This window comes from Nitrobacter sp. TKz-YC02, assembly GCF_049852135.1.
GTDB lineage: Bacteria > Pseudomonadota > Alphaproteobacteria > Rhizobiales > Xanthobacteraceae > Nitrobacter > Nitrobacter vulgaris.
In genome coordinates this window covers 803,738-825,394 of record NZ_CP180728.1, presented here as the reverse complement: position 1 = coordinate 825,394, position 21,657 = coordinate 803,738, and the positions used below count along the sequence as shown (strand labels likewise).

The 21,657-nt window shown below is 58.4% G+C and carries 15 protein-coding genes and 6 pseudogenes; 11 read left to right on the top strand and 10 right to left on the bottom strand.

What is annotated here, in order from left to right; all coding sequences use genetic code 11:
* Positions 1-43 precede the first annotated feature (43 nt).
* The 4 genes and pseudogenes from ACM561_RS03840 to ACM561_RS03825 form a co-directional block, all read left to right on the top strand.
* Positions 44-1,387, top strand: a complete 1,344-nt coding sequence (locus ACM561_RS03840; RefSeq protein WP_425908165.1) for a flavin monoamine oxidase family protein — start codon at positions 44-46, stop codon at positions 1,385-1,387.
* 109 nt (positions 1,388-1,496) lie between these two features.
* Positions 1,497-1,690 (top strand): annotated as a pseudogene (locus tag ACM561_RS03835) (MFS transporter); the annotation flags it as partial.
* Positions 1,691-2,361: 671 nt separating this feature from the next.
* Positions 2,362-3,939 carry an alkaline phosphatase D family protein gene (locus ACM561_RS03830; protein ID WP_425908164.1) on the top strand — a complete coding sequence of 526 codons (1,578 nt, stop codon included), beginning with the start codon at positions 2,362-2,364 and terminating at the stop codon, positions 3,937-3,939.
* Between the two features lie 45 nt (positions 3,940-3,984).
* Positions 3,985-4,145 (top strand): annotated as a pseudogene (locus ACM561_RS03825) (IS3 family transposase); the annotation flags it as partial.
* A 32-nt stretch (positions 4,146-4,177) separates the two neighbouring features.
* Here the strand turns inward: ACM561_RS03825 and ACM561_RS03820 are convergent.
* The gene (locus tag ACM561_RS03820) at positions 4,178-5,398 is read right to left on the bottom strand and encodes a phospholipase effector Tle1 domain-containing protein (protein WP_425908162.1); all 1,221 of its coding nucleotides are present in this window, start codon (positions 5,396-5,398) and stop codon (positions 4,178-4,180) included.
* Between the two features lie 20 nt (positions 5,399-5,418).
* The gene (locus tag ACM561_RS03815; protein WP_425908161.1) at positions 5,419-6,807 is read right to left on the bottom strand and encodes a hypothetical protein; all 1,389 of its coding nucleotides are present in this window, start codon (positions 6,805-6,807) and stop codon (positions 5,419-5,421) included.
* Positions 6,808-7,204: 397 nt separating this feature from the next.
* Between ACM561_RS03815 and ACM561_RS03810 the strand changes: the two are divergent.
* Positions 7,205-7,720: pseudogene (locus ACM561_RS03810) on the top strand (alpha/beta fold hydrolase); the annotation flags it as partial.
* A 96-nt stretch (positions 7,721-7,816) separates the two neighbouring features.
* Here the strand turns inward: ACM561_RS03810 and ACM561_RS03805 are convergent.
* From ACM561_RS03805 to ACM561_RS03790, 4 genes and pseudogenes are all read right to left on the bottom strand, one after another.
* On the bottom strand, positions 7,817-8,278 hold the full coding sequence (locus ACM561_RS03805; RefSeq protein WP_425908159.1) for a MaoC family dehydratase: 462 nt from the start codon (positions 8,276-8,278) through the stop codon (positions 7,817-7,819).
* 732 nt (positions 8,279-9,010) lie between these two features.
* Entirely contained in the window at positions 9,011-9,247 is a 237-nt protein-coding gene (locus tag ACM561_RS03800; RefSeq protein ID WP_425908158.1) for a tautomerase family protein, read from the bottom strand.
* A 26-nt stretch (positions 9,248-9,273) separates the two neighbouring features.
* Positions 9,274-9,822 (bottom strand): annotated as a pseudogene (locus ACM561_RS03795) (SDR family NAD(P)-dependent oxidoreductase); the annotation flags it as partial.
* A gap of 74 nt (positions 9,823-9,896) precedes the next feature.
* Positions 9,897-11,248 (bottom strand): IS3 family transposase gene (locus ACM561_RS03790; RefSeq protein WP_425905397.1). Its coding sequence is split into 2 segments (ribosomal slippage): positions 9,897-10,912 and positions 10,912-11,248, totalling 1,353 coding nucleotides; the frame shifts between segments, so codons are not numbered across the junction.
* A gap of 85 nt (positions 11,249-11,333) precedes the next feature.
* Between ACM561_RS03790 and ACM561_RS03785 the strand changes: the two are divergent.
* Positions 11,334-11,945 (top strand): annotated as a pseudogene (locus tag ACM561_RS03785) (IS3 family transposase); the annotation flags it as partial.
* 217 nt (positions 11,946-12,162) lie between these two features.
* On the opposite strand, the gene ACM561_RS03780 reads toward ACM561_RS03785, so the two are convergent.
* Positions 12,163-13,092: a LysR family transcriptional regulator gene (locus ACM561_RS03780; protein ID WP_425908156.1), complete on the bottom strand. Its 930-nt coding sequence runs from the start codon at positions 13,090-13,092 to the stop codon at positions 12,163-12,165.
* A 123-nt stretch (positions 13,093-13,215) separates the two neighbouring features.
* Between ACM561_RS03780 and ACM561_RS03775 the strand changes: the two genes are divergently transcribed.
* The 4 genes from ACM561_RS03775 to ACM561_RS03760 all read left to right on the top strand — a co-directional run bounded on the left by ACM561_RS03775 (position 13,216) and on the right by ACM561_RS03760 (position 17,583).
* A complete protein-coding gene (locus tag ACM561_RS03775; protein WP_425908155.1) occupies positions 13,216-14,295 on the top strand; it encodes an alkene reductase in 1,080 nt (359 codons plus the stop codon).
* Between the two features lie 97 nt (positions 14,296-14,392).
* Positions 14,393-14,815 (top strand): DoxX family protein, encoded by a 423-nt coding sequence (locus tag ACM561_RS03770; protein WP_425908154.1) that lies wholly within the window; start codon positions 14,393-14,395, stop codon positions 14,813-14,815.
* A gap of 169 nt (positions 14,816-14,984) precedes the next feature.
* Complete coding sequence (locus ACM561_RS03765; protein ID WP_425908152.1) at positions 14,985-15,353, top strand: nuclear transport factor 2 family protein; 369 nt, start codon at positions 14,985-14,987, stop codon at positions 15,351-15,353.
* A 736-nt stretch (positions 15,354-16,089) separates the two neighbouring features.
* Complete coding sequence (locus ACM561_RS03760; RefSeq protein ID WP_425908151.1) at positions 16,090-17,583, top strand: MFS transporter; 1,494 nt, start codon at positions 16,090-16,092, stop codon at positions 17,581-17,583.
* Between the two features lie 520 nt (positions 17,584-18,103).
* Here ACM561_RS03760 and ACM561_RS03755 read toward each other — a convergent pair.
* The gene (locus ACM561_RS03755) at positions 18,104-18,340 is read right to left on the bottom strand and encodes a hypothetical protein (RefSeq protein WP_425908150.1); all 237 of its coding nucleotides are present in this window, start codon (positions 18,338-18,340) and stop codon (positions 18,104-18,106) included.
* 197 nt (positions 18,341-18,537) lie between these two features.
* On the opposite strand from ACM561_RS03755, the gene ACM561_RS03750 reads away from it, so the two are divergent.
* Positions 18,538-20,226, top strand: a complete 1,689-nt coding sequence (locus ACM561_RS03750; RefSeq protein WP_425908148.1) for an FAD-dependent oxidoreductase — start codon at positions 18,538-18,540, stop codon at positions 20,224-20,226.
* Positions 20,227-20,259: 33 nt separating this feature from the next.
* Here ACM561_RS03750 and ACM561_RS03745 read toward each other — a convergent pair.
* Positions 20,260-20,367: pseudogene (locus ACM561_RS03745) on the bottom strand (Mu transposase domain-containing protein); the annotation flags it as partial.
* 429 nt (positions 20,368-20,796) lie between these two features.
* A complete protein-coding gene (locus ACM561_RS03740) occupies positions 20,797-21,516 on the bottom strand; it encodes a hypothetical protein (RefSeq protein ID WP_425908146.1) in 720 nt (239 codons plus the stop codon).
* Positions 21,517-21,657 lie beyond the last annotated feature (141 nt).

The following is a 21,657-nucleotide window of genomic DNA, read 5'->3' as shown; positions in this document are numbered from 1 at the left end:
TGGGGCTTGAGGAAAAGCTTCCTTTACTCCAAGCTTCTCGGCCATGCGTACACATGTCGTTATCATCGGCGCCGGCATTTCCGGCCTCACCGCCGCGATCACCATCGGTGAAGGTGTCGACAAACTCATTGCGGCCGGCAAGAAAATCGCACGGCCTCGGATGACCATTCTTGAAGCCACGGACTGGATCGGCGGGCGGGCGCGTACTGATGTATTGTCCTCAGGCGTGGCGGTCGATGCCGGTCCGCACTGGTTTCATGGCGGTGCCAGGAACCCACTCTACAAGTGGGCGTGCGATCGGCACTACGATCTGGGGCCGATCAGCATCGATACGGCTACGCGCCGCTTCAGTGCTTCTGTCGATGGTGGGATGGCACCGGAGCAGCGCGAATGGGCGATGGACCGGCTCTATGAGACGTACGTGATCTGGAAGGCGCAGCATCCTGATGAAGATATTTCTCTACGGCGATTGGCCGAAATGTCTAGGTCACGCGTGATCGTCGCCGTGGCCGAGGAACGCGCCAACAACTGGATGGCGGTCGACAGCGCCGCGAAGGTTTCGAGCGATGAATTTTGGGGCGATGATGCGGGCTCCGGTGGCATGCAGTTGCAGGATGGCATTGAAAAGCTCATCGCCGCCATGACCCACGAAGCTAAGTTCTATAAGGCCGACATAAGGCGGCGCCGTGTTGTGCAAGCTGTCAAGAAAACTCGAAAGCACTTTGAAATCGTGACCGAGCAGGAAGCGATAGAGGCTGACTACATCCTCAGTACACTTTCTGTTGGAGTGCTGAAATCGAACACCGTGCGATTCGACAAGAACGTGCACTCGCAGCTGGATCCGGTTCTTGCGGGCATGACGGCGGCCAGATTGACCAAGATCTTTGTGCCGCTACGGCCTGAGTTCTTTGCCGAGCGCAAGATCGCACGGGACACATTCGTCACGATCTACGATCAGCTCCATGCCTGGCTCTTGCATCTGCACACGGATGGCAAACCGATTGTCACGATTTTTGCCTCGGGCGCGATGTCGGACCTGGTGGAAGGGGCGCGCTATGCCGGCATGGAAAGCCAGATGCTCGATTTGCTCGATCGCGTCGGCGAACCGGATCTGAGCGGTGCGCGCGACAATCTGGAAGGCCGCATCCATATCACCGACTGGACAACCAATCCGAATTTCCTCGGCGCCTATTCGGCCATGTTGCCCGGCTTCAAACGCCGTAACCCGCTGGTCGTCGGTAATTTGGTGTTCGCAGGCGAAGCGTTCGTGCAAAGCCTGAAGAAGTGCCCCAGTCAAATGACCGGGGCTTGGGAATCCGGGCGCATTGCGGGGCAGAAAATCTTGCGGAAGCTGGCATTAAAGGGGGAGCCGGACGCACTGAGCTGATCTCGCTGTCACCCGCCTTTCCGGAGCGTTTGCGAATCTCTCTGCGTTCATTCACAGCGATCCTTCAAGAATCGGCGACGCCACTTGCTAACGGTGTTTACAGCTTCAAGGAGCTTATGGGTGGGGCGTGACGGAGGATGTGACCGATCCGGAGCGGATCGTGGATTGGTTCATGGTCGGGTCATAGGCTGAACATCTTCGTCAGTATAAGCATATCTCGAAGGCGGACGCCGACTTGCAAAAAAAGCCGCCGGTTTCCACATCGGTCCGGGCGAACCCGTTGTTCAGCACTTTTTGGCCATGCTAGTATTTCCTGGCAAAGTATCCGTAAGACACGCTTGTTCCTCGCGCTGGTATCGACGCGGCCAGATAAGTTCGTCCGTGAGGGAGTAGCGCTCCACGCGGAATTTATCACCCTTGTCGCGGCTTGCGTTCGAGCTCTGCAGGGGTCAGGGCCAGATAAACCTCTAACGGGCCCCCCACGGGTCAACCAGCCTGGACAAATCCGCACCCCCCCGTCGTCCCATCCTCGCCGCAGACGAAGCTCTGGGTCGGCATGTTTTGGCTGCTCACGGTGAGTGTTTTCCAGCCCACTAACGCACAACGCCGCGCGGCGGAGTATGTTCCGCCGTCGGTGCTGCCTTTACTGAAATCCCTAGCGATCGATAATGAGTCGCCCAGACCCAACGAAGGTTCAAGCCAACTACACTCGGTTTGAGCTTCATTGCTGGAAGCTCAAGCCGCACCCCGCAGCGCCGCCCGGCAATCGCGCCAGGATTCGACTACGGTCATATGCGCGGCAGGCGGCCAGTGCGTTAGCCCTCGCGGTCCGACGTGCTTGCTCCCGCGGTTGAATGGTGCGCCTTGGTCTTCAAGACCAACAAATCCCCCCAACCTTGGTCTCTTCTCAAGGAACTGTAACAAAGTGGTTCTAGTCTCGCGCGAAATTACGTTCTCCTGCGGATCAGACTAGTATGGCGGCCTTCGCAACGTCTCGTCGACACTTTCTGGTGGGAGCAGGGGCAGCCGGCGGGGGGCTTCTGATCGGGAACTACGGGCGCGCGCGGTCGCCTTCGCATGGCACGCCGTTTACACTCGGCGTCGCTTCCGGTGACCCCTCCCCAGACGGCTTCGTCGTATGGACGCGACTTGCACCGGATCCGCGCGCGCCCGATGGCTCCGGTGGACTCTCGGATCCCGTCCAAGTCCATTGGGAAATCGCTGCCGACGATACAATGCGGCGCATCGTCCAGAGTGGAACGGTCGAAGCTAATCGCTGTTTCGTCCACGCCGTGCATATCGAGGTTGGTGGCCTCGCACCAAACCGCCCGTATTGGTATCGATTCACGGCCCTCGGCGAACAGAGCCCGATCGGTCGATCTCGCACCCTACCCCTGTCAGACGATCCGACGGCGCACCTGCATTTCGCCTTTGCCTCTTGTTCGCATTGGGAGTTCGGATACTTCAGCGCTTACCGGCACATGGCAGCAGAGAATCCTGATTTGGTGCTATTTCTCGGCGACTACATCTATGAGCTCACGGCGCCGGACGAGCACGCCGGCCTTATCGTGCGCAGGCATGGGGCACCGACCGCAGTGAGCCTTGCGGACTATCGCAATCGCTACGCACTCTATCGTACCGATCCCGATCTCCAAGCATTGCATGCCTCCGCGCCATGTCTTGTGACCTGGGATGATCACGAGGTCGCAAACGACTACGCCGACCAATGGTCAATGCACATGGATACGAGCCCGGAAGAGTTTCTGAGGCAACGAACGGCCGCCTATAGAGCCTATTACGAGCACATGCCGCTGCGAGCCCGCGCGATGCCGCGCGGGAGCTCGCTTCAGCTCTATCAGCAGGTTCGCATCGGTCGGCTCGCGACCTTCACCGTGCTGGACACCCGGCAATATCGCAGCAAGCAGCCTTGTGAGGTGCCGCCGTCACGACGCGGCCACGTCGCGTCCGATAGCTGCACAGAGCGGCTCAACCCAACCCGCTCTCTTCTCGGCCATGCGCAGGAGCAATGGCTGTTTGATGGTTTCAAGAACTGCGACACGACCTGGAACGTGCTAGCGCAAAGCCAGCTCGTTGCGCAGTTTCGCCAGCGCGATGCGGCCGGCGCCATCGGTCATTGGACCGAAGGTTGGGACGGTTATCCGGCATCGCGGCAGCGTGTTCTCGAAGCGATAAGTGACATGAGGGTGTCAAATCCTGTCTTTATCGGTGGCGACATTCATTCGTTCTGGGCCACAGACCTGAAGGCAAATTTCAACAATCCATCGTCGCAGACCGTTGCGACAGAGTTCGTTTGCACCTCAATCACTTCCGACGGACCGCCCTATCAGCGTTTCGCCGAGATGTTGCCGGAAAATCCACATGTTCATTTCTTCGACAGCCGTCCTCGTGGATATGTTTCGGCTGATATAACGCCAGAGCGTGCGGAGATGCGATTTCAGACGATCTCGGACAGGCGCGATCCCGATGCAAAAGTTTCAACGCTGAAACGGTTTGTCGTCGAGAAGAACAAGCCTGAAGCAACTCCAGACTGAAATGAAGATCGTGATCTATTGTTGCCTTTGAACCGATCGGACCCACGAACACCGGACGATGGTGCGTTGCGGACCCGGCTGAAAGAGTTGACCTGCACCGGCGTCGGTTTGGTTACCGGCGTCCTGGGCTGCTTCTGGCCCGACCAGGAGTTCGGATCAATCACAAGAAGCACTATCGGCTCTATAGGGAGGAACGGCTGACTGTGCCGATCGTCAGATAGCACCGTCTAGGTTTCTCTCAACTGTTTGGAGAGGCCACACTCGGAGCAAGCTCACCAAATTTTTCAATGACCCGCTCCTCGAAAAATGCCTTGGCATCCTTGTGATTTTGGAGCGCAATCGGACGGTATGGTCCGAAGCTTGTGAAGTTTCGAACCCGAGGCAACGCCAGACGGTCGTATACGGATTGGTGCAGCGTCGCCGTATCCGGGACCACCCGAGGTGCCTTATCCCAGTGAAGGCGGGTGCCGCCGATGCCGACCATGCACTCGTCATGCATCATGCCATCGCAGGCGGGATACAAGTTCAGCTGTGATCGATCCACCAGAACGCGGCCATCCTCCCGGATGTCCTCGCTGATGAACTTCACCATCCAAGCGAGCGTAATGTCCGACAGGCGAGACTCATTCTCGGGGTAGCTGCCGCCAATGTCGGCATGGTTTCCAGCAAACCAAATCTGATCGAATTGTTCGGGTTCATCCTTGCGGTCGGGCCAAGTGACCGTGCCACTTCCGCCCCAGGCGACCCGTTTGAAGTCTTTGCGGCATTCGTCGATCGACTGAAGATGCCGCGCATATTGTATATCGCGGCAAAAATGCCGGTCATAGGTCCAATCGGGAAACACTCGCTGCCAGCCTATGGCAGCAACGGTGTCCCAAATGCCGATCAGGTAGGCGGAGGCGCCGTTCGCGAGGCCGAGCGCGGGCGCGTATTTCGACCGGAACTCATCAATGTGGCTGTTAGCGCTGTTGATGTTTCGCGGCATGCCACCGACATAGAGGCAGGACGCCGCCTCCTTGGCGATGGCGCGCAGCGACTTGGGATCGAGGTTGAGAGCGGACCCATCAGGCTGTTGGGTCGAAACGCCGCAGACTTCAAGGACATGCGCTACGCATCGGGCGGTATAGGCCCCTCGACTGAAGCCGAACAGGTAGATTCGATCACCCGGCTCCCATGAGCCGAGGATGGCGACATAGCAATCGATGACCTTCTTGGTGATGCCAAACCCAAACGCCTGCTGGACATATTCTTTAGTCCGGGCCCACCATGAGTCATGGCGCGGTGTGGGCGTCCCGATCCCAGGGACGTAAAAGGCCAACTGCTTGTTCGGGTCGATGATGCTGTCGGGCCCGGTCCGTGTCGCGCAGTAGAGTTTGTAGACATTGGTTCTGCTTTCGTCAGGGAGCAAGCCGCCTTCGTTGCCAGTCCCGTCCGCAAAGATAAGAATGCTCTTCGCCATCGGCTAACCCTCATGATCCGTTATGTGAAGGATGGTTCAAGTGCCGTTGAAGGCACGGTTACGCCGGTTTGCGATTCGAACAGCGCACTAACGCCACGAGCGCGGTCCATGTAGGCGCTATAGGTGCCCGCGCTCGAAAGCGTGATCGCCTCTTGCAAACTAGCGAGAGGCGCTTTCTTTGCGGCTACGGCAGCGTCGCGGAATCTCTTTTCCTCGTTGCGCAAATTATCGAGTGCGGCATTCAGGTCCGCGGTTTCGGTGGGGACAACCAACTTGCCACCGATATAGACCGCCTGGCTTAGGCCAACGATGCCGAGGATCGTGTCAGGAATCGTGAAGGCGGAAAGTTGCGTGAAGCCGCCAGCAATCATCGTCAATCCGACAACAATCGCGAATACAAAGCTTTGAAATCGATAGACATCGAACTCACGTCCTGTCGTAAACAGATCCGCCCATCGGGCTTTCGTAAAATCAATGTCAGGGGTCGAAGAGGACATCCAGCCTTTACGCAGGAGCCAGGCTCTATTTTCTGGCGAGATTGTAAGGCGTTTTGCGTCAGCGCCTTTGGCGATGGTCGCGCCGAGGCCATTGATGCCCAGCAACGTGACGACCGTCCCGGAGATGTCTGTGAGATTCCCGGTCTGCAGCGCCAAAAGCAAAATCAAGCCGAATACAATCAAGGTGAAGAAAATGACCTGCAGCTTGGAGAGGCTCGCGCGCCCGTCCGGTCCTACGGTCAGGCGAACAGGATCCAGAGAACGGACAAATGACAGGAGCGTATGATCAGTGCGGCGGACGAGGTAGGCAACAAAAACGTAGAGCGCGAGCAATATGGCGAGCGTGATCCACAGGCTCGCTTTGTACGAGCTGACATGCACATGGATGCGCGAGACGCGTGCCGGAGACCCCGTAGTCGCACAAGTGTAAAGATAAAGGTCCGCACCTCGCCAGAGGCTAGCGACGGAATCATCAAGGTTGAGCGTTACTACCGTTTCATCGGCGCTGAGAAGTCCGTTTTTGACAAGCTCATCGGTTTCACGCGCGCCGCGCGTTGATACATCCTGGCGTTTCAGAAGCGAGAATTTTCCGCTATCGCTTTTGATGAGTGCGAAGTATCGCGTCTTGTCAACGTAGGCCGCCTTTACGCCAACATCCGTGCGCCCGCCGGTCGGCAGGAACAATGAGTTGAGGACGATGGTATCACCAACCGGACGAATGCCGGAAATCAGCTCAGTGCGTTCTTCGCCGGGATCAACGCAGTTTCTTTGGGTACTGTAGACTTTCGCGCGTCGCTCCAAATTGCTTAAGGAAGGCGTGGCCGACGCTGAGGAAGGGGGCGGGGTAGTTGCGGGATCCGACGGCGCCTGAGAAACCGCTGCTGTCGCCCAGGCAATACCGATCGCGATCAATACGATTCGTCTCCACGCCATCGTTTAGTCCTCAGCCAACTCCTCAATAAATGCGGTGACTATTTCCGATTCTCACGATCGTGTGCAACTTGTGCGGGTGGAGTGACGATGGGTCGGGGCAACAAAATATGCCTCCCCGAAGGGAGGCATTGAAGGTGAGACAATATGAGTCCGATTTCAGGACCCGATATATTTCGGTGAATGCGGGACGCAGCCGGCTATCGTTGGCAGCAGCACGCCCGTGTCGACGCACGGCGATCGACGAGATTTTTCATGAAGACGCCGTATTCTACGATCCCAAGGGCGGTGTCTCCCTGATTGAAAGCCGCGACAGCTCTTTCAATGGCTACAGCAATCGGCTTCATCCGAAAGGTCGAGCACCTGCGCGAGGAGGCGCGGCTGCGAGGTCGCGCGCTATATCGCCAGGTTCGGAGAACCGCAAGGCCGCGTTGCTAAGGCCGTGCTCGTCAGCACCGTTCCGTCGTTGATGGTTAAGAGGACGAACCCGGCGGTCTGCCGATCGATGTCTTTAATGGACTACGGCAGGCTCTGGCCGATAACCGTGCGCAGTTCTTCCTCAATCTGCCATCAGGCCCCTTCTACGGCTTCAGTCAGGGAAGATTCATCAAGTGTGTCTGGGGTTGGTGGCGCCAGCGCATGATGGGCGGCGCCAAGGCGCACTACGACGGCATCGAGGCTTTCTCCGAGACCGATCAGACCGATGATCTGAAGGCGATCACTATCCCGACACTGGTACTGCACGGCGAGATGATCAAATCGTCCGATCGACAACAGTGCCCGAATTTCGATCAAGTTACTTAGGAATGGCACCCTCAAGGCCTACCCCTGCCTTTCGCGCGGTATGCCGACCGTCAACGCCGATACCGTCAACCCGGATCTGCTGGCCTTCGTAGCTGAGAATCCAAGCCGCGACCGATTTGTGATCGGAAGAGTCGGACCATCGCCATCCTCCCGATCTTCGGTTCAGATGATATATCAACTATCGTGCCTACGACCGGCGAGGGACGATAAGTTTAGCAGTCAACACCTGAACGACTTTTCCGTTTTGATTCTTCGTCTCGCTGCGCATCCGGACAATTCCCTGATTGGGCTTCGAACGGGACGGGATGATCTCTATCACCTCACTCTCAACGTGAAGAACATCCCCTGGTCGCGTGGGGTACGGCCATTCGATTTCGCTGCCCGCGCCAACGATGCCGCCAGCGAGCGGTGCGCCGCCCTGAACGAGAAGCCGCATGGTAATCGCAGCCGTGTGCCAGCCGCTCGCAGCGATTCCTCTGAACAGAGTCGACTTGGCGGCCTCGTCATCAAGATGGAAGGGTTGCGGATCGAATCGAGAGGCGAACTCCTTGATTTCCGCTTCGGGAACATCATAACTCGCACTGGTGAATTTCTGGCCGACACTGAGTTCGTCCAGGAAAAGGGGCTTGGGGAGTTCAGTCTGCGACATGTTGGTCTTCTACCTTGTGGTATGAATGATAAAGGTGCATTCAGACAGTCGAAGTCGTCTTCGCTCATGCATCGCCACCTGAAGGACGATAGCAGAAGACATAGGCTCTGCCGGTCTCCCCTCCTCGATCACGAGATCGACCAGCAGCAAAGCCACTGTTCTGACCATCTGCACTCCGTTTTGCGTCCATCGATCATCGCTCCCATGGGCCGCGCCTCGGCGACGTTTCGTGCCTACTGCGAATACCAGCCGACGCGTGATCCGTGGCGGCTGCGGCGAAACCAATGACTAGCGCCACGACCACGGTCGTCGTACCAATCAGGAACAGGATCCGGTAATCTTCACCGCTCTGAGAAAAAGACAAAGGATAGCGCATAGCGGACGCGACTTGAAACAAAGCGAAGAAGACGGTCGCTACACTCTAGGAAACCTTCTGCTTAGCCGGATAAAGCGGCAAGAGCTCGCCGATGCGCGCAAGCACCAACGAGAAACAGTGCCTGTGACGAACGCACCGACCACAAGACTCGACGCAATCAGCCATGTGTGCCCGAGACTGAAAGCAGGAATACCAACCGCAACGATTTCGAGCATGAAGGCCAGCCGAAGCGCGGAGCCAAGCCAAATTCGATCGACAACACGTCCCGCGACAACCGGCTCTGTGGTGGCAAAGGACCAACCGAAAAGATCATTTCAGACAGCATCATCGCCCGTCTGCTCTGGAGTCTTGAAGTCTCACGCTGGTTTGGCAGCCAATCGCTTCCGATACTCGGCAACGGGCAACCCTCCCCAACCCCAATCCTCCATCTCCACTTCCTGGACCACGACCCAAGTCCACTCCGGTGGTTTTCCAAGCACGTCGAACAGAACCTGGCTGATACCCTTGTAGATTGCGGCCTTCTGTTCGGCGGTGACATGATCGATCCCTGGTTCGGTCCCCTCGCGAGTCGTTTGAACGGTAACGAACGGCATGACACGCCTCCTCTGTTCAGCTTCGATCAGTGACCTGCACTCTGTCCGCCATCGACATGCAGGATCTCGCCAGTGACGAAACCTGCACTCTCGAGGAACAGTACGGCTTCGACGATGTCGTGAATCTCACCCATGCTCTTTACCGGATGCAGGTCAGCCAGGAACTCATGAGTCTGCGGTGCATGCAAAGGCGTCTTGATGATGCCCGGCGAGACCGCGTTCACACGGATGCCCTTGGTGGCATATTCGATGGCCAGTGCCTTTGTCGCCGAGTTGATGCCGCCTTTGGTCAGGTTGGCGAGAACGGTAGGCACGCTGCTGACTGCATGGTCAGTGAGGCTGGTGGTGATGCTGACGATGTGGCCCGAGCCCTGCTTCACCATTGCGGCCACGACCTGTTGGGTAATATGGAAGAATCCGGCAAGATTGGTGGCGATCATGGCCGCAAAATCCTCGGCGGTGTAGTCGGTGAAAGGCTTGGCGATGAAGATACCGGCATTGTTGACCAGCGTGTCGACGCGACCGAATCGAGCCAATGCCTCGCGGGTCACAACCTCGGCCGTCTTCGGATCGGCTGTCCGTCATCAAAACATTTGGCGCAAAGAGCGGCGAGATTTAGCGGAGAGCGGGCCTCATTTGTTGGTTGATGTTAAGCGGCGATTTTGCGGTGGAGCAAGCGCCGATATTTGATTGTCTGTCGTTTGATCCTTTCACGCTGTTTGATGATGGATTGTGCACGTCCGAAGTAGACGTCGGCGGGTGTGACGTTGCCGATGCCCTCGTGATAACGGCGATGATTGTAATGCTCGATGAATGCCTCGATCTGACACTCGAGATCGCCGGGCAGGAAGTAGTTCTCGAGCAGGATGCGGTTCTTGAGGGTTTGATGCCATCGCTCGATCTTGCCTTGGGTTTGCGGATGCAGCGGTGCGCCGCGGATATGGCTCATGCCGTTGGCATCGATCCATTCGGCAAGCTCGGCGGCGATGTAACTGGGACCATTGTCGCTGAGCAGTCTGGGCTTGTGCAACACCTTGGTGTTGTCGCAGCCTGAAGCTGCAAGGGCCAGTTCGAGCGTATCGGTGACGTCCTCGGCGCGCATGGTCGAGCACAGCTTCCAGGCAATGACATATCGAGAGAAGTCATCGAGTACGGTGGACAGATACACCCACCCCCAGCCGATGATCTTGAAGTAGGTGAAGTCGGTCTGCCACATCTGGTTGGGTGCTGTCGTCTTGTCTTTGAACTCATCAGCCGCCTTGACCACAATGAAGGCTGGGCTGGTGATGAGATCGTGGGCCTTGAGCAGGCGATAGACACTGGCTTCGGAGACGAAGTAGCGCTTCTCATCGGTAAAGCGCACTGCCAGTTCGCGCGATGAAAGTTCGGATTGCTCCAGCGCCATCTCGATGATCTGACCCTGGATATCGGCATCGATGCGGTTCCACACGCGACCTGGCCGGGAAGGACGATCTTCCAACGCTTCCGGCCCGCCCTCAAGGTAACGGTCATACCAGCGATAGAAGCTTCGACGTGCAATGCCCAGTTTGTCGAGTGTCTTCTTCGCCGGCAGATGCGATTGCTCGACGAGCCTGATGATCTCAAGCTTTTCGGATGCGGGATATCTCATTCGCCTTCGCCCCCATCCGCGATCATGCTTTTTTTGAGCAGACGGTTCTCCAGCGTCAGATCGGCAACCACCTCCTTCAGGGCATGCGCCTCACGGCGAAGGTCTTGCACTTCACCACTTGTCGCAGCTCGCGCCGTATCACCGGCCAGCCGCCGCTTGCCTGCCTCCATGAACTCCTTCGACCAGACGTAGTAAAGGCTCTGAGCGATCCCTTCCTTGCGGCACAGTTCAGCGATGCTGTCTTCACCGCGCAAGCCATCAAGCACAATCCGGATTTTATCTTCCGCCGAGAAATGGCGCCGGGTGGCGCGGCGAATGTCTTTGACAACCCGTTCGGCAGAACTTTTCCTGCTGCGAGACTTCGTAGTCATGTTCGTTCCTTCGTCATCGACGAGAACCGAACTCTCCTTAAATCATACCTTCAATTCTGTGCCATAGGCGCTGATCCCGGACAGCTTGAACCACAAACGCACTTACCGGCTGTATCGCGAAGAAGGCCTGTCGATCAGGACAAAAACGCCGAAGCGCAAACGGGCCTGGCGCTATCGTTCCGATCGGCCGAAGATCGCCGCCGTGAACCACTGCTGGGCGATGGACTTCATGTCGGATGCGTTGTTCAACGGTCGCCCGTTCCGACTTTTGACCGTTGTCGATTGCCACACCCGAGAATCACTTGCGATCGTTCCGAGAACGAACTTCAGGGCCTTCCAGGTCGTCGAGGTTCTTGAGCGGCTGGCAAGGGAGCGCGGCAAGCCAAAGACCATTCGCTGCGACAATGGCCCCGAGTTCGCCGGCAAGATGCTCGACCAGTGGGCCTATCACAATGGCGTCGAGATCGACTTCTCGAGACCCGGAAAGCCAACGGACAATGCGTTTTGCGAGGCCTTCAACGGTCGCGTCCGGGCGGAGTGCCTGAATGCCTCATGGTTCCTGTCGATGGCCGACGCTATCGAACGGATCGAGGAATGGAGGTGCCACTACAACAATGATCGGCCCCACACCTCGCTCGGCAACTTGACGCCGAACGAGTTCGCACGACAAACTCAAACAGCTCGAGAAATTGCCTGACATCTGGACCACAAAACGGGGCAGCTCCAGCCCATCATGCATTAAGACTGAAACCGGACCACCTCATAGGGGCAGGCCAGAAGCGATCCTCGCAGCCAGATGCGCCCGGCGCACATAGGATACTGCCTTAGAACAACAACATGCATTTCAGTCAGCCGTCCAACAAGCCGGCAGCAGCTCGTATTTAGAATCCTGCAACCCTAACGGCGCGCTCCGTTTAGCATGCTCGCGGCTCCTCCTTCGCCGCAACGCCTTCAGAGCATTTCTTTAAGCGCTCGATGATCCATCGTCCGGCCGGTCCTGGAGGTTCGCCTTCCCGATAAACAGCGAACATGGGAAGAGGCAGCCCTCCAGGCGGCGCCTCTTCGATCGAAAGCTCGGCGAGCCGCCCTTCGGCAATATCCCTTGCCACGGTGTGCAGGGGCATGCCCCCAAATCCCAGGCCACTGACAAGGAAGGCATGTTTCGCAAAGAGGTCCGCGAGGCGCCAGGTAGACGGCGACATCACGCCGATGTTGCGGCCTTCCGTGAGCGTGGATCGATCCGTCAGGACGAGCTGCACATGCCGCGCCAATTCCTCTTTCGGGATGGTGCCACGGTAAGATGCAAGAGGATGGCTCGCTGCAGCCACCATCATCAGTTTGACATCGAACAGGCGCTCCTTGATCAAACCGGGTGGAAGCGTCGGCAGAGAACCCACAACACCAAAACTCGCCCGCCCATCCAAAGCCGGCTGCACCGCGCCACCGAGCGCCTCGACATAGAGACGCAACGGCGTCGCCGGAAACTGGATACGAAATTCTCGCGCAGCCTCGGCGATCACCTCTATCGGCAGAAACACGTCGAGGACAGCCGTCAACTCGGCCTCGAGTCCGCCAGCAATCCCCTTTGCCCGCGCTTTCATGGCGTCGACGCCGGTAATCACCGCACGCGCATCCGCCAGCAGGACAACACCTTCCTTCGTCAGCCTGGGATAACGCCCCGCACGATCGAACAGCACGACGCCAAGCTGAGCCTCCAAACTCAGAATTGCTTCGCTCACCGCTGATTGGGTTCTTCGCACGCGGCGCGCTGCGGCCGAAAAGCTGCCTTCATCGGCAGAGGCCACGAACATCCGCAACTGGTCGAACGACACGCTTTCAAGCATCGATCACTCCATCGGTACAGCCGATGGATAATATCAAAATATACTGGCTACACCCGATATAAGCCACCCCTCATATTGCGCGTGAAGGCAACGCCGCTGCCCAAGCAGCCGAAGGAGCACACGATGACACTTCGCATCCACACATTCACGCCAGTCCGTCTCGGACGCTACGTCCTGCAAAACCGTCTGGTCATGTCCCCGATGACCCGCAGCCGCGCCAAGCGCGACGGCACGCCGGGAGACCTCGCGGCCGAGTATTATGCGCAGCGCGCCGGCGTCGGCCTGATCGTCGCGGAAGGCACGCAGCCTTCGGACGACGGTCAAGGCTACCTGACGACGCCGGGCATCTACACAGCGGCGCATGTCGCGGGATGGAAGAAGGTGACAACGGCCGTGCATAACAAAGGCGGTCGAATCTTCATCCAGCTCATGCATGCCGGGCGGATGTCGCATCCCGACAACACGCCGCACCATCGCCAAGCTGTTGCGCCATCCGCAATCGCACCCGCATCGCAGATGTTCACCGCGACAGGGATGCAGGAGATTCCGGCGCCGCGCGCATTGTCGACCGAAGACATCCACCAGACCGTTGCCGACTTCCGTCACGCGGCGCGTGCGGCCATTGAGGCTGGCGCCGACGGCGTCGAGATCCACGGGGCCAACGGCTACCTCGTTCAGCAGTTCTTCGCCCCGAACGCCAACACGCGCACCGACCAATATGGCGGCTCGATCGAGAACCGCACCCGCTTCGCGATCGAAGTCGCCAAGGCAATCGCAGAGGAAATCGGCGCAGACCGGACGGCGATCCGTCTGTCTCCCGGATCACCCCTCGGCGGACTCGACGAGGGAGCGAACGGCCCCGATCTCTATCGCCATCTCGTCGCCCAACTCGACAAGCTCGGCCTTGCCTACATCCACGTCATGCACAACGGCGACGATAGGCTGATGGCCGACCTGCGCGCGCGATGGAAGCAGGCGCTGATCCTGAACAGACCCGGACGCCCGCGCGAGCAAATCGGCGCTGATGTGGCTTCGGGACTGGCCGACCTTGAGGCTTACGGCCAGATGGTGCTTGCCAACCCAGATTTCGTCGCGCGGCTTAAGAGCGATGCGCCGATGAATCAGGCCGACCACACCACCTTCTTTGGCGGCACCTCACAAGGCTACACCGATTATCCCGCGCTTGAGGTCGCCGCCGCCTGAGCAGCGCGACGTTGTCCGTCACAGATCGAGCTGCGCAGCACGCGCAGTTCAGGACCGCCAGGCCCCAACTCAATAGAACGTTCCAGGAGCCATTGCCATGAGCATTATCCGCTATCTTCCCTTCGCCGGTCGGCTGATGATCGGTCTTCCCTTTGCAATGAGCGGCTTGAGCAAGCTCAGTGCCTATAGCGCCACCACCGCGATGATCAGCGCGGTTGGCTTGCCAATTCCGCCGCTTGCCTATGCGGTGACCGTGGCCGTCGAGCTTGGTGGCGGCCTACTTCTCATTGCCGGGTATCACGCCCGCACCGTCGCCGCCGCCCTTGCCCTGTTCTCGATCGCAGCGGCACTGTCGTTCCACAGCAACTTCGCCGACCAGAACCAGATGATCCATTTCCTCAAGAACGTGATGATGGCGGGCGGGCTTCTGCAGATCGTGGCATTTGGCGCCGGCGCATTCAGCATCGACAACCAGCGCAAGACCGGTGGCATAGGTTCAAGCCTCGCAGCGACCGCCTGACCATCCGCCACGACGTTCTCACTCGCGGTTTCGACCGTGACGAACCAAGTCCGATCATAGACATCACATTGAGGACGTCGTCGCGGCGCTCGCTCCCTGATCTTCCTGCAACAGAACAATCGCGGGTCGGTGCACCTCAAGCCGCATTCGATGCCAAATGGAGAAAACCATGTCCAACACCGTATCGACCTTGTTGCTTCGTAACCTCCACGATGTGTTTGGCGAGATCGATCCGGTGCGCCGACGCCATGTGATCGACGAGATTTTTCATGAAGACGCCGTGTTCTACGATCCCAAGGGTGGTGTCTTCCGTGGCCATGACGAGATCGACCGTATCGCCGGCGCGATCAAGGCGACCCATCCCGACTTCCAATATCAACCGATCTCCCCACCCGAGGAAATGGGCGATGGTGGCCGGGTCCGATGGGTGTCAGGTAGCTCCGGAAAGCCGCCAGCTTACGCCGGGACTGATTTCGCTATCGTCCGGGATGGCAAGATCGCCGCCGTCTATCTCTTCTTTGACGACCTCCCCGACTAAAGCGATTAGACGAGTAGCCCTGCTCTAAACTTCTCGCGATGGCATCGCCGTTAAGGCCCTTTGAAATGGTTCAGGACAGCCCCATTTAATCCATTCGTTTCGTTAAAGAAAAGAAGCAAGCTTGGGAGAGATTATTATGAAGAGGCTTTCCCTTTGCGCGATGGCAATAATCTGTTTTGTTGTCCAAGCGCATACCGCAAACGCGCGATCGGCTTACGATGGCTCTTGGGACCTCGTCTTCGTGACGCAACGAGGCGCGTGCGATCCTACGTACAATTTCACCGTCAATATTTCTAACGGAGTTGTGACGCATCCTAATCTCGTAAGGTTCAGAGGATACGTCACGAAATCTGGCGCGGTTCGCGCTTCGGTGACCGTTCAGGATAAATACGCCTCCGGCTCCGGCCGACTCTCCAGTGTTTCTGGCCGCGGGACATGGAACGGCCACGCGGGGAATGAGCGATGCTCGGGCTACTGGGCCGCGCAACGAAATTGACATCTCCACAACGTGAAAACGTATGCATTTTGATCTGAGATCCGCAGGCTTCCGGACAAATCTTCTGTAGGTGACGAGCGCCGCCTTGCGCCAAAAGCGGTCACCTGCACGCTATTTCCTAGGTTCTGCGTGAACGCCGGTCGATAGGATCGGACTGCCATACATCCAACCGTTGATTCCAAGGCGGCTCCGCCGGCTCCCGCTGGTTCTCCTAGCGTGCGCCCCCTACATTGACTGCAAATGAGCAACGCCCTTCACGTTCCCTTCGACGCCGCGACCGCGCGAGCAGCCCGAAGGACGTGTTCGCCCGTTTACCCTCGCCTCGTTGTCGCGACGACGATCCTAGCATCGAGCTTGGCGTTCATCGATGGTTCGGTCGTGAACGTTGGACTCCCAGCGATCGGTCGGAGTTTTGATGCAGACGCTATCGGCCTGCAGTGGGTCGTCAATGCCTATTTGCTTCCCTTGAGCGCACTACTTTTGCTGGGAGGAGCAGCGGGAGACCGGTTCGGGCGCCGTCGGCTCTTGATCGTAGGCGTTCTGCTGTTTGGTATCGCCTCTCTGGCTTGCGCGGCGGCGCCGACCCTTGTCTTGTTGCTGCTTGCTCGCTTCGTGCAGGGTGCGAGCGCCGCAATACTGATGCCGAACAGCCTTGCGATCCTGGGCCAGAGTTTCTCTGGAGAGGCGAAAGGCCGTGCGATCGGCATATGGGCGGCGGCCGGAGCTGTCGCGGGCGCGATCGGACCTATCCTTGGCGGGTGGCTCATCGATGCCGGCAGTTGGCGCCTTGTCTTTCTGATCAACGTTCCGTTGTCTATAGCCGCGATCTTGCTAGCGTCCCGCTACGTTGACAGGGACGTCGACGACACAGCCGACAGTCTCGACTGGTCAGGCGGAGTGCTGGCTACAGCTGGCTTGGGCCTTGCGACCTGGGCATTGACCGTTGGATCCGGGCGGGCCTGGTCGCCTTCTGCCTTCGTCGTCCTAGGAGCGGGTTTGATCTTCTCGCTGCTCTTCCTGTCTGCGGAGCGACGGCTTGGCGACAGGGCCATGATGCCGCTCGCATTGTTCGGGTCCAGGAGTTTCGTCGGCCTCACGCTTTTGACACTCCTGCTGTACGGCGCTCTCGGCGGGTTGTTTGTGCTGGTACCCTATGTGTTGATTCAAGCGGGCGGGTACACCGCGACGCAGGCTGGCGCGGCGCTCCTGCCCCTGCCGCTGATTATCGCCGTGGCATCGCCTGCCGCCGGTGCGCTGGCGGCCAAGGTAGGTCCACGATGGCTGCTGACCACAGGACCGGTCATCGTGGCGTCCGGCCTTCTCCTGATGCTCCGGATCGGGTCGGCCACAAGCTATTGGCTTGGGATGTTTCCCGCGATGGCCGTGATTGCCCTGGGAATGGCTTGTGCGGTCGCGCCGCTCACAACTGCAGTTCTAATGTCCGTTGACAGCAGCCACACGGGTGCAGCATCCGGGCTGAACAGCGCAGTGGCTCGTACTGGCGGATTGGTTGCTACAGCTCTTGTAGGGCCTGTGATAGCGTCATCCGGACCTGCTTTGCTTTCAGCTTTTGGTATCGCTGCAGCGATTGGCGCGGTCATCTGTTCGGTAGCAGCGGCGAGCGCCGCTATGTTGATTCGTCCCGGCGGGAAAACCAAGCCGTCTAATGGGATGGACGGCTCCCCCTCCACCATTCAGGCTGAGAGCCAGCAACAGGAAGGAGAGCCGCAATGACCGTCGAGACGCTCGGTATCGATATCGCCAAGACGTGTTTCAATTTCACAGGGCAATCATCATGGCTGAGTCGCGCTGAAGCAGCGGGTGACGTACGATCAGCTTCTGGACATTGTCCGCGCAAGCCGCGCGCTGCACGATTGCAGCGTATCGCAATGTATTCCGGAAACGGATTGTATAGGAATATTGTAAAGGCCAGCTTCCGATAACGGCAATACGCTCGCACAGCCCATCTTGTCATCGGCGGGCCGTTTTCGTCCCGCCTGCAACCCGATGAATTGCCCCAAAAAATCGATGAAGGCCATCGTCTTGCTCTTGTCGCGCAGTTGAAAAACGAAGATGCGGTCTAGAATGCCAGCGCCTCCTCGATATCGCCGACTTCCAGCGCCACGTGGATTTCCTGCAGCCGTCTGCATCGCTTGAGAGCCATCGCGCACCGCGCCCGCCATGTTGGCTCCGGTCGGGCCGGATGGGCCGCAGCCGACCATGACGATCGGCACCGCTGCGGTCGCGGAGGGGACTATCCGATCTCACCATTCGTGATGACGCCATGCCAGATGCCAAACACGCTGCCATCGAGAGATGGCGTGACAGCGATGGTCGCGAAACCGACCTCACCGATCCTGCCTGCAATCGTCCATTCGCCGGCTGGATTGCAACCCTGCACGAGGTAGTAATTGTCGCCGAACATCTCGTCCGCATCGAAAGTTGTAGCACGAGCACCCTGTTCTGAGCAGGCGATGTCGCAGTCACGCATGTTCCTGAATCTCGATGACGAATGCAGTAGTCGCGGCTTCCGCATTAGTGTGCTGCTACCTGCCAACGCATTACGCGACCGGAGCACGAAAAGTAAAGTTTAGTAAAGAATGAGGCCCATTCAACCCGCGCCTGTCGTGAAAGCGCAGCCCGGTTGCCGCATGCAGGGTCTGGCCGAATGTGCTATGATTGTTTGCCATGCCCCCAGCACCGCAATCAGTCATCGAAACGCGCCGACACCAGATGTTTCCGGTTTTGGAGCCGGCAGAGATCGAGCGGATGCGCCGCTTTGGCAAAATACGCCATTATCGGGCGGGCGAAGCCCTGCTGGACGTCGGCAAGGTCGCTCCGGGCTTCACCATCATCCTGACCGGCCAGGTGAATGTCACCCAGCACGACCAATCGGAGCATGGCCGACCGATTGTGACCCACGAGCCCGGCTCGTTCATGGGCGAACTAGCGCAGCTTACCGGCCGCCCGTCTCTCGTCGATGCTCGCGCAGAGGACGCAGTCGAGGCGCTGATCATCCCACCCGACCAGCTTCGCGCCTTGCTGATCGCCGAGGCGGAACTGGGCGAGCGTATCATGCGCGCGCTCATCCTGCGTCGTGTCGGCCTGCTGGAAACGGGGGCCGGTGGACCGATCATCATCGGGCGTGCCGGGAATGGCGACGTACTCCGGCTTCAGGGGTTTCTCCGGCGCAACGGCCATCCGCAACAGCAGCTCGATCCCGAGAGCGATCCGTGCGCCAAGGCGCTGATCGATCGCTTTCAGGTGGACGCCAGCCAACTGCCGATTGTGCTGTGTCCGGGCGGACAGATGCTGCATAATCCGACCGAGGCGGAGCTTGCCCGCTGCATCGGCCTGCTGAACCCGATCGACCCCGACCGGCTCTACGATGTCGTCATCGTAGGCGCCGGACCGGCCGGTCTCGCGGCGGCGGTCTATGCCGGCTCGGAAGGTCTTTCGACGCTGGTGATCGACTGCCGGGCCTTTGGTGGACAAGCCGGCGCTTCGGCCCGGATCGAAAATTATCTCGGCTTTCCGACCGGCATCAGCGGCATGGCGCTGATGGCCCGGGCCTACAACCAGGCGCAGAAGTTCGGCGTCGAGATGGCGATTCCGGACGAGGCCGTCCGCTTGGACGGATGCGATTCCGGCCACGGGCCGCTGACGCTCAAACTGGCCAACAACGAATACGCCAGGACCCGGTCGATCGTGCTGGCGACCGGCGCCCGCTATCGGCGGCTCGCGGTGGAAGACCTCGAGTCCTTCGAAGGTACAAGCGTACACTATTGGGCCTCGCCGCTTGAGGCTAAGCTGTGCACGGGCGAGGAAGTCGCGCTGGTCGGTGCGGGCAATTCCGCGGGCCAAGCCGCAGTCTATCTGGCAAGCAGCGTCAGAAAGGTCTGGATGCTCGTGCGCGGCGCGAATCTCGCCGACAGCATGTCACGCTACCTCGTAGATCGGATCACCGGTCTGCCGAATATCGAAGTGCTTGCGCGCACCAATGTAACAGGTCTCGAAGGACACGACGGCGTTTTGGAAGCGGTCCGCTGGCGTCGACGGGGAGCGGAGAACGAAACGCGGCAGCCGCTCCAGCACATATTCCTGTTCATCGGCGCCGATCCGAATACGGGTTGGCTCGCCGGCACCGGAATTGCGCTGGATGCAAAGGGCTTCGTGCTGACTGGCGCAGCGGACGGTACCAACCGACACGCCCTCGAAACCAATCGCCGCGGCGTCTATGCGATCGGTGATGTTCGATCGGGCTCGGTAAAACGAGTCGCCGCTGCCGTTGGCGAAGGCGCACAGGTCGTCGCAGCGCTACACGCCACTCTCGCGGCCACGAAGGACGACCAGCGCGAGCTTCAGACGGCGTCCTGACGCGCGTCGATTTCAAATGAAGCGCTGGATCACGCCGCGTCCGAAGGATCTCAGATGTTCGGCGACGATCCGTCCATCCTGACGGATCACGATGCGGTCGGCATAAGCCTGGACCTCGACCGGGCGCCCCACGGCGTTGGCAACGGCCAAGTATTTTGTCGAACCGCGCAATAAGCTCGGCCTCTTCGCCACGTCGCTGCTCGGCCGCATTCCATAACGGCTATCTAGCGAATCAATTTGTGCGCTATTTATTTAAGGTGTTACCGGCAGAGTTCGGATTCAGTCTCCAATTCTTCTCAGAACTTGGAGGCTTGGTTGCGATGAGCGTGGGCTGATACGTTTGATGTCTCAATATGGCCGGGTCGGATGGCAAGAGGCTGAGCGCGGTGACAAGAATTCATTAAGCCGCGGGTTCTCAGCGAATTTCCAACCAGTGCGCGTCGGTCCGGTGTCCGACTTGAGCGCTGGAGTGTTTCGATCCTCGCTTGATGGCAAGCCTCACGTTCCTCGGCTCGGCAAGATGTGACGTTTGATCCCGGCATATCTTCGGAGTGGAAGGATACTATTCCCCTACGAAACCGTTGCCGCCTTGCAGAGGCTATACGATTTCGGACTTCTTTTACCGGTTGTGCGTATTCCTAAATTTTTGAGAGTCTCAGAAATTTTGGAAAGCGTTGGCGCTCGCTCATTCTCATACTTGATTGAATAAGCGGTTTGGATCTCTTTCAGAGAAGGGATTCCAATCGATGGACGAGCCAAGCGCTTAGAAAGAGCGGTGAAATCGACGAAGTGCAATTTTGGAACGCCTTTCCGAACCAACTTAGGAATGCCTTTGCGCAAAGGCCTGTAAACTTTGCGTTCTCCTTTAGTCAATTCGATAAGCGCAATAAATGTCTGCTGATCCGTTCTGCTGAATTTTTTCGGAAAGGGGGTGGGTACAGGCTCTATTCCACGAAGTCTCATGCCATTCTTGAGAACGGCCACTCCGTTTGAATTGACGAGTGCTCCATCAAAATCCTCAACCTGGAAAGTCCCAACCGTTGAACTTCCTTCGGGGATGGCCTGCACTCTACTGCAGGCGGGCAGCAACACGGCGTGAGTAATGTCGTGTTCCTCAACCTTCAAATTCAGACAGAATGACTGAGCCCGCTTAGCTATTGGTAGGGGCGGACCGACAGAAATGACGGTATCGCATTCTGCGACCACATATGCTCTGAGCAGATCAAGCGCGTGCGCAATAGTCCGGGGTCTTCCAACAGCAGGTTCGGGAATAATGTGTATGCTGGACATCGTAGCCTCCTACTGATCGACGGCAACTGTTACCATGTCTGACTGCTTTTTCAGACTGCGGGCGATAGGTACGGGACCGTGACTGGGGATTAAACGAGTTTTCGTCACAATTGCACTTGAATCACACTTGATGCAATCGTC